Annotated in this window: 13 protein-coding genes, 2 pseudogenes and 1 other annotated feature; of the genes and pseudogenes, 11 read left to right on the forward strand and 4 right to left on the reverse strand. The window is 37.3% G+C overall.

Annotated features, from left to right (window positions below; translation table 11 throughout):
* Window positions 1-251 precede the first annotated feature (251 nt).
* From J500_RS15050 to J500_RS15070, 5 genes are all read left to right on the forward strand, one after another.
* Window positions 252-1,265 carry an acyl-CoA/acyl-ACP dehydrogenase gene (locus J500_RS15050; RefSeq protein ID WP_034700367.1) on the forward strand — a complete coding sequence of 338 codons (1,014 nt, stop codon included), beginning with the start codon at window positions 252-254 and terminating at the stop codon, window positions 1,263-1,265.
* A complete protein-coding gene (locus J500_RS15055; RefSeq protein ID WP_034700369.1) occupies window positions 1,253-2,029 on the forward strand; it encodes a PIG-L deacetylase family protein in 777 nt (258 codons plus the stop codon). The genes J500_RS15050 and J500_RS15055 overlap by 13 nt, the downstream gene beginning before the upstream one ends.
* Entirely contained in the window at window positions 2,022-2,621 is a 600-nt protein-coding gene (locus tag J500_RS15060) for a class I SAM-dependent methyltransferase (RefSeq protein ID WP_004638727.1), read from the forward strand. Before J500_RS15055 ends, J500_RS15060 begins: the two co-directional genes overlap by 8 nt.
* Entirely contained in the window at window positions 2,618-3,262 is a 645-nt protein-coding gene (locus J500_RS15065) for a glycosyltransferase (protein ID WP_004638728.1), read from the forward strand. Before J500_RS15060 ends, J500_RS15065 begins: the two co-directional genes overlap by 4 nt.
* A 384-nt stretch (window positions 3,263-3,646) precedes the next feature.
* On the forward strand, window positions 3,647-4,837 hold the full coding sequence (locus J500_RS15070; protein ID WP_034700372.1) for an MFS transporter: 1,191 nt from the start codon (window positions 3,647-3,649) through the stop codon (window positions 4,835-4,837).
* A 61-nt stretch (window positions 4,838-4,898) separates the two neighbouring features.
* Here the strand turns inward: J500_RS15070 and J500_RS15075 are convergent, their stop codons facing one another.
* Both J500_RS15075 and otsB read right to left on the reverse strand, forming a co-directional pair.
* Complete coding sequence (locus J500_RS15075; protein WP_034700374.1) at window positions 4,899-6,335, reverse strand: trehalose-6-phosphate synthase; 1,437 nt, start codon at window positions 6,333-6,335, stop codon at window positions 4,899-4,901.
* Complete coding sequence (gene otsB / locus J500_RS15080; protein WP_034700376.1) at window positions 6,323-7,174, reverse strand: trehalose-phosphatase; 852 nt, start codon at window positions 7,172-7,174, stop codon at window positions 6,323-6,325. The genes J500_RS15075 and otsB overlap by 13 nt, the downstream gene beginning before the upstream one ends.
* A gap of 259 nt (window positions 7,175-7,433) precedes the next feature.
* On the opposite strand from otsB, the pseudogene J500_RS17215 reads away from it, so the two are divergent.
* Window positions 7,434-7,577, forward strand: a pseudogene (locus J500_RS17215) (IS5/IS1182 family transposase); the annotation flags it as partial.
* Between the two features lie 104 nt (window positions 7,578-7,681).
* On the opposite strand, the gene xseB reads toward J500_RS17215, so the two are convergent.
* Window positions 7,682-7,879, reverse strand: a complete 198-nt coding sequence (xseB, locus tag J500_RS15085) for an exodeoxyribonuclease VII small subunit (protein WP_004984989.1) — start codon at window positions 7,877-7,879, stop codon at window positions 7,682-7,684.
* Window positions 7,872-9,134, reverse strand: coding sequence for an exodeoxyribonuclease VII large subunit (gene xseA, locus J500_RS15090; RefSeq protein ID WP_034700379.1), 1,263 nt, complete (start codon window positions 9,132-9,134; stop codon window positions 7,872-7,874). The genes xseB and xseA overlap by 8 nt, the downstream gene beginning before the upstream one ends.
* Window positions 9,135-9,698: 564 nt before the next feature.
* On the opposite strand from xseA, the gene J500_RS15095 reads away from it, so the two are divergent.
* From J500_RS15095 to J500_RS15125, 5 genes and pseudogenes are all read left to right on the forward strand, one after another.
* Window positions 9,699-9,926: a hypothetical protein gene (locus J500_RS15095; protein ID WP_034700381.1), complete on the forward strand. Its 228-nt coding sequence runs from the start codon at window positions 9,699-9,701 to the stop codon at window positions 9,924-9,926.
* Between the two features lie 95 nt (window positions 9,927-10,021).
* Window positions 10,022-10,291 carry a hypothetical protein gene (locus J500_RS15100; protein WP_034700383.1) on the forward strand — a complete coding sequence of 90 codons (270 nt, stop codon included), beginning with the start codon at window positions 10,022-10,024 and terminating at the stop codon, window positions 10,289-10,291.
* Between the two features lie 501 nt (window positions 10,292-10,792).
* On the forward strand, window positions 10,793-10,996 hold the full coding sequence (locus J500_RS15105) for a hypothetical protein (RefSeq protein ID WP_034700385.1): 204 nt from the start codon (window positions 10,793-10,795) through the stop codon (window positions 10,994-10,996).
* 80 nt (window positions 10,997-11,076) lie between these two features.
* Window positions 11,077-12,310, forward strand: a pseudogene (locus J500_RS17220) (IS3 family transposase).
* Window positions 11,352-11,468 (forward strand) — a sequence feature (AL1L pseudoknot). It overlaps the preceding pseudogene by 117 nt.
* A 369-nt stretch (window positions 12,311-12,679) precedes the next feature.
* A partial coding sequence (locus J500_RS15125) for an Arm DNA-binding domain-containing protein (RefSeq protein WP_034700389.1) occupies window positions 12,680-12,977 on the forward strand: 298 nt, incomplete at its 3' end.

The following is a 12,977-nucleotide window of genomic DNA, read 5'->3' on the forward strand; positions in this document are numbered from 1 at the left end:
TTAAACCTCTTTTATAAACATTACAACACGGAAGCCTTTAAGCTACTGCTTATTTCCTCATAATTGTTGGATTTTAAATAAACCTTACATGATGATTTTATAGATTCACTTAAACCTACTATTTAGTTAACAATGAAACAAAAAGAAATAAATAGTTAAATAATTATCTCTTCATTACAATTTATCTATTTAACTAAACAGATTATTTCAATTATTATTTAAATAAACTCATTTGAATTAACATTTTAAGAATGAATAGAAAAATATTTATAAAAAGCTCAACTTTAGACATATTAAATCGCTTTGAGCAGTATTCAGCTGAAGAAAAGCTAACTCAACGTCGAATTGTGTTGAAACAGTTGATTCATTCTGTTGGACGATTGCCTGACCCTGCTTCGGGACAAACCTATCAACGCTGGCAAATTTTTGCTCAGATAGCTGGCTTTGACCTAAGTTTAGCCAAGCTTTTTGAGTCCCATTTTGATGCTTTAAGTATTTTGCATGAACTCGGTTATCAACATGAAATCGATGAGGAGACATGGGCTGTTTGGGCTGCCGATGGTGGACCCGTGCCGTTACAGGTCGAAAATGGGCTTTGTCATGGAATTAAGCCGTGGTGTTCAGGCGCTGAATTTATTCATAAAGCATTAATCAGTTTTAAAGATCAACAGGGGCAATCTCAGCTCTGCATTATTGACCTCAACCAATCCTTGATCACCATTGATCTGGCTCACTGGCAAGCTATAGGCATGCAGGGAACACAGACCGCAAGAGTCAATTTTCAGGGGATAGCAGTCAAACTCATTGGTCATCCCAATGACTACCTTGATCGGGTTGGTTTTTGGCATGGTGCTGCGGGTGTTGCAGCTTGCTGGTACGGTGCCGCGGTGCGGTTAGTGGATGAGCTACAACAAAGTTGCCTTAAAACCCCTAATCCTTTTAAGAAAATGTATTTAGGTCAGTTGGCAACTCGACTTGCTGTAACCCGACAATATTTCCAATATATCGCGCAACTGATTGATAGCCAACCCAAGCTTAGCCATGAACGGGATGTACGGATCTTGCGTGCGCAGGCAGAACAAAGCTGTTTGGAGGTTATTGAAGGGGTAGGAAAAGCACTTGGAGCACGGCCTTTTTGTGAACAAGCAACTTTTGCCAGCCTAATGGCTGATTTACCTGTATTTATTCGGCAAAGTCATGCAGCATTCGACGATGAGCAAATTGCTGAACGATGTTTACAGGAGCAAATATCATGGCAGATCTAAAACATCCTTTAGTCGAAGATCGTATTATTGAAGGGCAAGGGACCTCCCGAGAACAATGGCTGCATGCATTTGAGCAGCAGCCGCTTACTCTACTCAATTTTAAAAAATTTCAATATAAAAGAATCTTGATTGTTGCACCCCATCCAGATGATGAGATACTGGGGTGTGGTGGCTTGATGCAACAATTAATTATGTTGAATTGTCAGTTGGTGATTGTTGCCGTCAGTAATGGGACACAAAGCCATCCACATTCAACCAAATACAGCGCAGATCAATTAGATCAAATTCGCCCACAAGAAAGCTTGGCGGCCTTACAGCGTCTAGATATTTCTAAATATGTTCAACGTATTGCACTAAATTTACCAGATGGGCAGATTCATTTGCACAGGGAACATCTGTGGCAAGAATTAGACAAGTTGGTTAAAGCGGAAGATATTTTAATTTGTAGCTATGCACAGGATGGGCATCCAGATCATGAAGCGGTAGGAAAAACTGTACAGGCATTTGCTCTAGCTCATGACATGTCATATTTACACGTGCTGATCTGGGCTTGGCATTGGGCGCGACCACTAGATCCGCGTATCAACTGGCAAAAGGCTAGAGCTTACAACTTAACTCAGGCCCAATTAATCAAAAAACGTCAGGCCATCATGCAGTTTAAGAGTCAGATTGAAGCTGATGAAAGTACAGGCAATGCTGCGATTTTATCTCCAGCAATCATCGAACGTTTGTTAATGCCTTGGGAGGTTTATCTTTGTGAATGATTCTAGTCAATATTTCGAAGCCTTATATCATCACAATAATGACCCTTGGGGCTATGATTTACATTGGTATGAAGCTCGTAAAAGGCAGATTTGTTTGGCATTGCTTACTCAACAGCGTTATTCATCAGTGTTGGAAATCGGCTGTTCCAATGGCCATTTAAGTGTACATTTAGCCAAACGCGCTGATCAGCTTTTATGTCTAGATTTTTCTGAACATGCTGTTCATTGGGCCTCTAAACGTTTAGAGAATTTGAAGCATGTGAGCGTTCAACACCAAAAAATTCCTGAATATTTTCCTGAACAGAAATTTGATCTGATTGTCATCAGTGAAGTGGCCTATTACTTATCACGCAATGAACTGCATGAACTGATCGATCAGCTCCAAGACAGTTTAACGCCACAAGGTGAAATTCTGTGTTGTCACTGGCGTCACGCCATTCAGGATTTTGAACTAGATGCTTATCAAGTCCATCATTGTTTAAAACAATCTTTGTTGTTCACTCATTATTTAAGTTTGAATGATCCAGATTTCATCATTGATATCTGGACGGTAAATCCTTCATCTTTGGCAAAACAACAGGGCTTAGTATGAAAATAGGTATTGTTATCCCAGCCCATAATGAGGAACAAAATTTATCCGCTTGTTTGCAGTCAATTAAACACGCTATACAGCATATAGGTCATGGTCAGGTCGAGATTCTAGTGGTTTTAGACAGTTGTACTGACCAGTCCCTCATGATTGTAAAGTCACATCAGATGAATTGGCTTGAATGTAATTTTGCTTGTGTGGGCAAGGCCAGAGACCTTGGCATTAGGCAGCTAATCGATCAAGGAGTTACATGGGTCGCTTGCACGGATGCTGATACAATTGTAGATCCTGATTGGTTACTATGCCAAATGCGACATCAGCCAACAGATGCTATTTGTGGAATCGTTATATTGGATGATCTTAGTCACTTATCAATACAACAACAGCAAAAATATCTGACGCATTATCAGGACATGATGGATCATCAACATATACATGGGGCGAATTTAAGCTTTAGTGCCGAAGCCTATATTCAGGCGGGAGGCTTTGAACCTATTCCTTGTCATGAGGATGTCTCATTAATTGAAAAATTTATTAAGCAATGTTGCAAAATCACTTGGAGTAATTTGGTTCGCGTCACCACTAGCAGTCGATTAAATGGACGTGCACCTGAAGGTTTATCGTACTTTTTAAAACATTTATAAAATTGATCTGATTTGGTGGAGAAAGCTAATCCACAGCTATACCGAGTGAAATAGATTATTCAGCTTTATAAATGAACTGCTTAATTCAGTTATCCCTATAAAATTTAAGTAAATTCATATCTTTGCCTAATTTAATTGAAAAGCTAAGAATAAAAAGTGTTAAAAATAAACGCTTTAATTTTATTTGAATAAATGAAGATAAATTATTGATATGTATTGATTTTATTTTTTGCAAAAAATACTATTTTTAGCTTGGTTTTGTGTATAATTTCGCCATAAAAGCCTCTGTGGATTTATAGAACTTCTCTATAAATTAGCAGGGGTTTTTCTATGGCGATTTATCCGAGATGGACGCTCTGAGTTAATTTGTGTGGATGGTATTAAATGATCCTTTTTTCCAGAACTGCTCTTATTGATCCTGAAATTCAATTAAGTGCTCAACGTCTTTCAACTCGTTTTAGCTTTTTCGGTCTTGGTTTCGCCACGGCTGCATGGGCGCCGCTGATTCCTTTTGCCCAGCAACGTTTACATTTTAATCATGCCGATTTTGGTTTGTTGCTATTATGCAGCGGCTTAGGTGCAATGCTAGCTATGCCTGCAACAGGTAAAATTGTTCAGCGTGTTGGTTGTCGTATGCCGATCGGTTTCGCTTTACTCTTGCTTGCCGTTTTATTGCCAAGCCTAAGCTTATGGACCACGCCGTTAATGATGGCGATCACCTTATTCTTATTTGGTACAGCAGCAGGAAGTCTGGGCGTTGCACTCAATATTCAGGCCGTAGTGGTTGAGAAAAATAGCTTAAAATCATTGATGTCTGGCTTTCATGGTATGGCGAGTCTAGGCGGATTAGCTGGGGTACTGACGATTACTGCATTGCTTGCTTTAAGTATTTCGGCTGTTATGAGCGCATTTGCTGTGAGTTTACTGTTGGTAATTATTGTTTTTCTTTCAGTGCCATACAGCATAAAAGCTGTAGAAAACACCAGTCTTGAAGCATCTTCGAAAGTGAAAAAGTCGATACGCCAGCGCCTGCCACAACCTTTGATTATATTAATTGGTATTGCCTGCTTCATCATTTTCATGATGGAAGGCGCGGCGATGGACTGGAGTGGTATTTATTTAACGCAACAATATGGAGTTAATACCGCTTTTGCGGGATTGGCGTATACCTTCTTCGCGATTGCCATGACCACAGGACGTTTTACGGGGCATTATCTGATCCGTTATTTTGGTGAAAAAAAGCTTTTAACCTATAGCGCGATTTGTGCAACTTTAGGTTTAGCTTTGGTCAGTATCGCACCTTATTGGTGGCTGGTTTTAGTGGGTTATACACTGGTTGGGACAGGTTGTTCTAACATCGTCCCGATCATGTTTTCCCGTGCTGGACGTCAGACGGTGATGCCGAGCGCAGTTGCATTGTCTTGTGTTTCGACCATGGCTTATACGGGTATTCTGGTTGGACCTGCTTTCATTGGAATGGTGAGTGAGCTGATTGGCCTAAGTACAGTGTTTATGGCACTATCGGGTCTATTATTATTGATTGTGGCTTTAAATCGGTTTACTTATGTGAAATAAGCATCATAGTGAATTGAACTGGCAATATCTGGATACTGCCAGTTCCTTACAAATCGAAGTACTATAAATTTTGATAAATAGGGGTAACGTTACGCATTCCCAGGAATCTGAAATCCTGCACAGCGGTTTTGTTCTGTAAGTCGTTAAGAAATGCATTGCGCCAGTCATTAATATCAAAATCTTTTAAACCTTTCATTAGTTGTTTGTAGCGTGAAATACGTTCTTGTCGTGGCATTTCCAGTGCTGTTTTTAAGGCATTGACCATCGCCATTTTGTCGGTGGGATCAACCAGAAGTGCTTCTGACATATGCTCTGCAGCACCTGCATATTTGGATAGAATAAGTACACCAGGATTTGATGGATTTTGCGCGGCAATATATTCTTTCGCGACCAGATTCATCCCGTCTCGTATTGAACTGATCCAGCACACATCGGCTTGACGATAGATTTGCATCAAATGATGATGTTTTATTGCATCATAAATACATTCCACGGGTTGCCACTCTTCCTTTGCAAATTCCTGATTAATCATTTCGATCTTAATCTTGAAACGCTCAAATAAACGTTGATAAGCTGGAACTTCCAAACGACATGGGCAAGCAATTTGTAAATGTTGAATATGCTGCTGATACTCAGGATATTTCTCTAAGAACTCTGCATAGGACAAAAAGCGTTCCAGTAAACCTTTTGAATAATCAATCCGATCTACGCCGATAATGGTTTTTGCAGCATTCAGCTCTACTGGACGGGTAAGGAAGTCTTGTACATCAATAAACTTATGGGCCGCTTTTTGAATCGCTGTTGGATTTACACCAATTGGGTAGCATTTAATTATGGTTAAACGTTGATGGTAGCTTAACAAAGTTTGTTGAATTTTCTGTGCGTTCAATAAAGATGTGCATACTTGCATACACACTTTTTGATCTTTATCTGTTTGTAGACCCACCACATCGTATTGGCATAGATCCTCAATCAATTGTTGAGCACATGGAATTTTTTGCCAGATAAATAAAGGTGCAAAAGGAATGTGCAGGAAAAATCCAATTTTATTCTGCATACCGAGTTCACGGCAATATTTCGCTACACTTAAAAAATGATAATCATGGACCCAAATGGTATCGTCTGGATCTGCAATTTCGGCAAGTTTTTGAGCGAATAAATAATTTACTTTTTGATATCCTTGGTATTCTGATGATTTAAACTCAATCAGGTCTGAACGATAATGCATGGCAGGCCAAAGTGAATTGTTGGCAAACCCTGCATAATAATCTGAATATTGAGAATTTGTTAAAGGGCAGGTGACATATTCAACTTTATCCTTCCGAAGAATATTAAAATGTACTTCCTCTTGCTTATGAACTCGTTCGCCATTCCATCCGACCCATACACCACCAATATCATCTAATGCATCTTGTATAGCGACTGCAAGCCCACCTGCTGTAGTTTTTTGTCCATTGGGAATACTGACTCGATTCGATAAAATAATTAATTTAGACATGTTTTCTCTCCATCTAAGTTGTTGTTACCCTTAACATTGTTGTCACAGTTCCGAGTGTGTTCTAAAAATAATTCCAAAAAATTATGTACTTGCTTTGTGTCTTTAAGCTGGTATTTCGCATAGGTAAGCCCTTGACCGACTTTGATTGAGATGCCATCTTCCACCTGATTCACAAAATAAAAACCATCTTCGTCCGTGACGTCATCGCCAATGAATATTGGTGTGTAAACCTCATACTGGTTTAAATGAGCTAAAACTTCCTTGATTGCCAAGCCTTTATTGGCTTGAGCGGGTATTAATTCATAAACGAATTTCCCTTGAATTAATCTTAGGTTGGGGAATATCTTTTGAGCTTCTAACATTATTTTTTTTGCTATATCTTCGAGCTCTGGAGCTTTCCTATAATGCAACGCAATTGATGATTTCTTGTTTTCAATCAGTAAACTTGGATAGGCGATACATGCTCGAGCTAAAATTTTGTAAATATTTGAAATTTCTAAGAAACTCTTTGGTGTATGTAATTTTTTTTCATTTCCTATATATATTTCTAATCCATGCAATGCGGCAATTGGAAGATCAATGGATTCAAATAATTTACGTGCAGAATCAATATCTCGTCCAGTCACAGCTATAACAGGAATCTTCTTTGAAATAATTTGTCTTAAAATATTTAAAGTCTTAGTCGGAATATAACTATCGATAGGATTTAATTGAAAATCAGATAAAGTTCCATCTATATCTAAGAATAGACATGGCTTATTGTAATTTGAACTAAACTTATCTATTAAAGATTTCAAGTATTCTAATTGTAGAATTGATTCATCTATTATATTTCTCAATTTTAATATCTCATATTGCAATTATATTTTATTATAGGTTGATATTTTTTTTATAATACTTAAGTTGTCAATAAGCAAACACAAGCAGAACGTAATTTACATTATTAATGCTTATAATACATCGTAAACCTTTCTTACATGTTTAATAAGAATTCATTTTTTATATTTATTATGGCTTTGTTACACAAAGATGTATAAGTTGAAGTCGCTTTATTGCATAAATTTCTTCTTGAATATTTTTCAACAATATAAATTCCAAATGAAGAAGCCTGTACCTAAAATCTATCGTACAGTGAATTGGTCCACCAATAACCGAGCATTAATAAATCGAGGAAATATCTCGATTGGTTTTGATCTTACAACTTAATGGTAGACTCCTCCCAAAGGCAAACATGGTCGAAATTAAACTTATTCGAACACATTCATCCAATGTTGTTTAATGATCAAATCCTTATTTAATCTAATGTAGACCAAAAAAGTAAAATCAAATTTTCCCATATTATTAACTTATTGTTCCTTAAATGTCTCATTCAAAGCCTGTTGAACTGCATCTACACGTGTTTTACAGGCTCTGTATGCCACCATAGACTCTTCAACGATTTTCATTAAATTGTCGATGTCTGGTTCTTCCTGTGACTCCAATAGTTCAGCATTCTTTTTAAGGACTTCATAACCTTTCTTGAAAGAGAGTTCTTTTTTACTCATTCCTATATACCTTCGTTACATTTGCTTGAATGGTACCATCCAGTAATTCGACCTGGATGTTATCACCTGAGATTTGTTGAATAGAGCGAATAGCTTTTCCTTCACTACGAACAATTCCGTAGCCTTTAGCCATCACGTTTCTTGGATTCTGAATTAAGGTTTCACGCATCAGTGATTCGACTTGATTCGTTGCCAGTTTGATCTGTTGCTGGGCTAAGTAATGCAGGGTGCTTCGCAGCAAATCTACGCTTTTATTAGCTTCATTGATTTGCCCATGTGCAAGCGTCTTAATCACTCTCATGTATTGATCATTTTGACTTTGGTACGCCGTGATTTGATGTTGAGATAAGAGCTTTATGGTTTGGAATGAATCTAAGACGTCCTGCGTCCGTTCAGCGATAAGATTACGAATACCACCAATCACTTTACTTGGTGTATCAAATGAACGGTTTGCAACTTCATCTAGTATTGTGCGGTCTTTCTCGTGACCAATGCCGACCCAAATCGGAACAGTTCGTTTAGCCAACAATGCTGCCAGTTCGTAATCATTTAAATAGGCAAGGTCGTTCACAGCACCACCGCCGCGGATAATCACAATGAGATCAGGTGGGATATTGAAATCGGTAGCCCATTGTCTCAGACCATTACTTAGAGAAGTGATGATACTCTGTGCTGCAGTGTTCCCTTGAAATGTGGCTGAATAGTATTTGAAATGACATACACCAGATTTTTCTAAAGCATCAGCATCTTTTTTGAAGTCACCTAAACCTGCCGCATTCTCAGGAGCAATTACCAGGACATTCTGAATATCAAACGGAGTAAGGATGAGCTTGTTTTTATTTAATAAGCCTTCAGAGGTAAGTCTTTCTAAAATTTGTTGATAGCGCCGTGCAATGTCTCCAAGCGTATAGCTTGAATCAATATCTTCAACATTAACTGAAAAGCCATACTGTGGATCAAACTTGGCTCTGACTTTTACCAGGACATTTAAATCTTTTGAAAGCTCTACACCGCTTTCCCTTTCAAACTTAAGCACCATTTTCTGAGCTGTAAATTTCCAGATGGTCCCTTTGCAACTTGCTATAACTTTGTCGGTACTTTCATCCTTTTCAGCTAACTCAAGATAGTAATGTCCGCCCTTAATACTAAGATTGCGGATCTCAGCTTTAACCCATACAGGTTCATTGAAAGTAATTTGAATTACTTCCTGTACTGTGGATAGATAATCACTGAGAGAAAACTGAGGTTCAGACATTAGGTCAATTATTTTAAGTGCTTAGGTGAATAGTATTAAAGCAAAGCTAGAAGTGCAAATTGAGAATATGCTCACTTGACCCTGATCAAGGTATATGGCATATTTCTGCTATAGTGGACGTACATATGGAAATTCACTTAATTACCGTAAAAAGCTCATCATTTGATGGGCTTTTTTTGTTGCTAGATAATTTGGAATAAAATGTGAATGAGGTCTCAATATAAACCAAGTATATTAGTTGGTATTAAGTTCTCCATGATAGTTAATATCAGTTTATACCTGCACCTTCCCCAAGTTGCAGGTTTTTTTTGCTTCATTTTTTATTCGATTAATGATTTAATTATTTTGTTGTAAATAAAAACAACGATTCCTTGTATCAGCGCACATGACCAAGGGGAAAAGCCTTACAGAGATGTAGGGCTTTTTTAATGGTAGCTTAACTTAAATCGTATTGGTGTAAATTTTAATATTTATCATATACTTAGTAGATATGGTTCGTTCAGATAATTGCGCTTTTTTGTTTGTGATATAGTTTAATCATTGCTTACAACAAGAAGAATAGAAATGAATATCTGTATCGGTGGTGATTTAGATGGCAGGGTAATAGTGCTTGATAAACCCTCTTTTAATGCTAAAGAAGTAAACAAGACAAAATCAACAAACTACATTAAGCAACTGTATGTCATAGATGGTGACGTCTACTATTTTTGGCGTGATGCTGAGCTTAAATTGTGGGAAGTTACTCAACGAATAGAGATATTACTGGCAAAGGCTAAGCGAAAATCTATTTAAATGTCCATGAGAGTAGGTTTTTTATTGCCTTTATCCGTAAAAGAAATTAGTTTAAATTAAACCAATTGTTAAAATAATTATGAGAACGGAAGACAATGAATAGAAAATTTGAACTACATGTGATTAGCCAGATCTATGACTTTTTAGTTGAGAGAGAGGGGTTTACCTCACTAAACCTTGATCGGAAGGTTACGGAGTTTTTTCGAGAAGTACATGTAGGGCAAGAAGAAGATTTTACAGTTCTTGAATCAAATAAAATCTCAGGAAACTTTGGTGAAGTTTCCTACATCAATTTATTGAATGTTCCGCATTTCAACGATAAAGATAAATTTCTGAGATGGGCCCATAAAGCTTTAAATCTATAAGTTGTAATAATTCAGTGTAATCTGAGAGGAATTGTTTCATTATTTAATAAATTCAATTACATAAATAATAATGTGGTTACATTATGAACAGTAATTCATCAGAAGGCGGTTAGATAGATACAAATCAGAGTGATATGTTTGAATCAAAAGTTCTACATGGATGGAATTAAAGATGAAATTATTAACTTTGGTGAGCATAGGTGCGGTAGCAAGTTTCTGTTTATTGTCAAAGCGTCACACTACTGAAAATTCATTTCATTCAAACTTCGATAAAGTTGTTCGAAATGCTGTCTTACAGGGATTCATATAAATATAGATGCCTAAGATATGTAGCTTTTAAGTACTTAAAGGAGAAATAAAATGATCAGATTATTAATGTGTATATTTGGCCTTCATGGTGCTAGAGAGATTGATTACACCAATGACCAAAAAGAAATTTGTGTATGCCGAGAGTGCTTGAAGAAAGTCAAGAGTCCTCATGATTAGGTATAATTTCTTTTTATGAAAAGACAGTCTAAAAAATCTGAGCATATAACCTCAAATTGGACAACCGAGCAAGATAGTTTCTTAATTGAAAATAGTTTTATGGTGATTGAGCAGCTTATCAATCATCTGCCTTTTACTGAAGATGAAATTATTAAGCGTAAAGAGGTACTAGGTCTCACTAGAAGACATAGACAGATGCGTAAATTTTTAAGCAATTAACCGTACCGGGTTTGTCGGAGGGTCAATATTCTGAGATGAGAAGCATTGCTTCGCAAGACGTAGCGAAGCGTAGTGTCCCGATGACAAAATTAAAATATACCCCTGAAATCAGAGAAAGAGCCGTTCAATTATTGATTGAATCCGAAAAAGATTATCCTTCTACTTGGGCTGCAATCACAGCAATTGCGCCTAAGATTGGTTGTACTCCTGAAACACTTCGTGCCTGGCATCAAAAGCATTTAGATCAGCAAAATCCTATTAAAGTACAACAGATATCTGATCAAGAAAAAATGAAGCAAATGGAACGTGAAATTAAAGAATTAAAGCGTGCCAATGAAATTCTACGTAAAGCAGCCGCTTTTTTCGCCCAGGCGGAGCTCGACCGCCCACACAAATAATGGTGGATTTCATCCATAACAATAAAGACTTATATGGTGTTGATGCGATTTGTAGGATTTTACCGATCGCAGCTTCAACCTATTACCGGACTCTAGATCTCTGCGAAAATCCAGAACATCGAGCAAAGCGAGATTTACATGACTTGCATCATGCTGAGGAGATTAAACGAATTTGGAAGGAAAGCTCAGGTCGGTATGGTGTACGTAAAGTCTGGCAAAAACTGAAACGTGAAGGCTATATTATTGCACGCTGTACTGTTGCTCGATTAATGAAAAAGCTAGGTATACAAGGTGTTTGGCGTGGTAAGAACAAACAAACTACCCGCAGCCGAGATGATCAAAAACGAGCAGATGATTTAGTGAAACGGAATTTTAGTGCTGATCGACCTGACCCTTGCGAAGCAGTGCTTCTCAGGTCAGTGACTTTACGTATATTCAAACCAATTATGGCTGGGTCTACACCGCCTTTATTATTGATGTGTTCTCGCGAGCAATTGTTGGATGGAAAGTATCAACACGGATGAATACAGATATGGTACTTGATGCACTGTAGCAAGCATTGCATGATCGAGGTATGCCAAAGAATGTAATTCATCATGAAGACAGAGGTGTGCAATACCTCTCTATTCGCTACACCAATCGTCTAGAAGCAGCAAATTTACGAGCGTCAGTCGGCACGACTGGTAATTCGTATGATAATACTTTGGCTGAAACGGTAAATGGTTTATACAAAACAGAGGTGATTGAATATTTAAAAGCAGATTGGCAAGGTTTAGCAGATGTACAACTTGCGACACTAAACTGGGTAGATTGGTTCAATAAAAAGCGTGTACACAGTGCACTGGGTTATGTATCGCCTTTTGAGTTTGAAGCAATGTACTATGATAAGATTAACCCGTTAGGTCAGGTGGCCTAACTTAAATAAAAAAGTCTCCGACAAACCCGGTACGGTTCACTCATCAATATAATTTACCCTGGAAAAAAATTAATCGTGTGAATTGCTACATATTTGACAAATTTTTCAGATAAGACCTTTGCTAAATCATCTTAGAATTAGCTGCATAATACTTATTTAAACATTGATTACAGAAAAAGTTAGTTGTTAGGAACTTAAAGTAAAGGTGGTACTTAAACTGGTTACTAAATATAGAATAGTCTCAATAATAAATATATAAAATAATAATTTACAATTTCATATGATGCGTATCATACGCATCATATATAAAGCTTTCTATTTTGATATAATTGATCCAATCAACCCCTTATTAGGTTTCATTTAAATTCCATGAGTCTTACTGAAATTAAAGTTCGCCAAGCTCACTGCAAGGAAAAAACCTGTTTTTTATCCGATGAAGATGGGCTTAGCCTGAAGATTGAACCGAGTGGAAGAAAATCTTGGTGCTATCGCTATACAGATCCACAAACTAAAAAACGTCGACGCATTCAGTTAGGTCTTTATCCTGATTTATCGCTGAAAAAGGCACGACAAGTCAGAGATGACTTTAAAGACAATAATTTCTGTTTTGAACATGATACTGCCTCTAATGTCATCACCTTTGGTAAGGTCGGGGAGGAGTGGTTAC

The organism is Acinetobacter sp. 479375 (genome assembly GCF_000581715.1).
Classification (GTDB): Bacteria; Pseudomonadota; Gammaproteobacteria; order Pseudomonadales; family Moraxellaceae; genus Acinetobacter; species Acinetobacter ursingii.

Bases quoted from the DNA above. Each gene is read 5' to 3' on its own strand.
- J500_RS15050 (WP_034700367.1), top strand. From the start codon at position 252: ATGAATAGAAAAATATTTATAAAAAGCTCAACTTTAGACATATTAAAT.
- J500_RS15105 (WP_034700385.1), top strand. From the start codon at position 10,793: ATGAAAAGACAGTCTAAAAAATCTGAGCATATAACCTCAAATTGGACA.
- J500_RS15075 (WP_034700374.1), bottom strand. From the start codon at position 6,335: ATGTCTAAATTAATTATTTTATCGAATCGAGTCAGTATTCCCAATGGA.
- J500_RS15055 (WP_034700369.1), top strand. From the start codon at position 1,253: ATGGCAGATCTAAAACATCCTTTAGTCGAAGATCGTATTATTGAAGGG.
- J500_RS15095 (WP_034700381.1), top strand. From the start codon at position 9,699: ATGAATATCTGTATCGGTGGTGATTTAGATGGCAGGGTAATAGTGCTT.
- J500_RS15100 (WP_034700383.1), top strand. From the start codon at position 10,022: ATGAATAGAAAATTTGAACTACATGTGATTAGCCAGATCTATGACTTT.
- J500_RS15070 (WP_034700372.1), top strand. From the start codon at position 3,647: ATGATCCTTTTTTCCAGAACTGCTCTTATTGATCCTGAAATTCAATTA.
- xseA (WP_034700379.1), bottom strand. From the start codon at position 9,134: ATGTCTGAACCTCAGTTTTCTCTCAGTGATTATCTATCCACAGTACAG.
- xseB (WP_004984989.1), bottom strand. From the start codon at position 7,879: ATGAGTAAAAAAGAACTCTCTTTCAAGAAAGGTTATGAAGTCCTTAAA.
- J500_RS15065 (WP_004638728.1), top strand. From the start codon at position 2,618: ATGAAAATAGGTATTGTTATCCCAGCCCATAATGAGGAACAAAATTTA.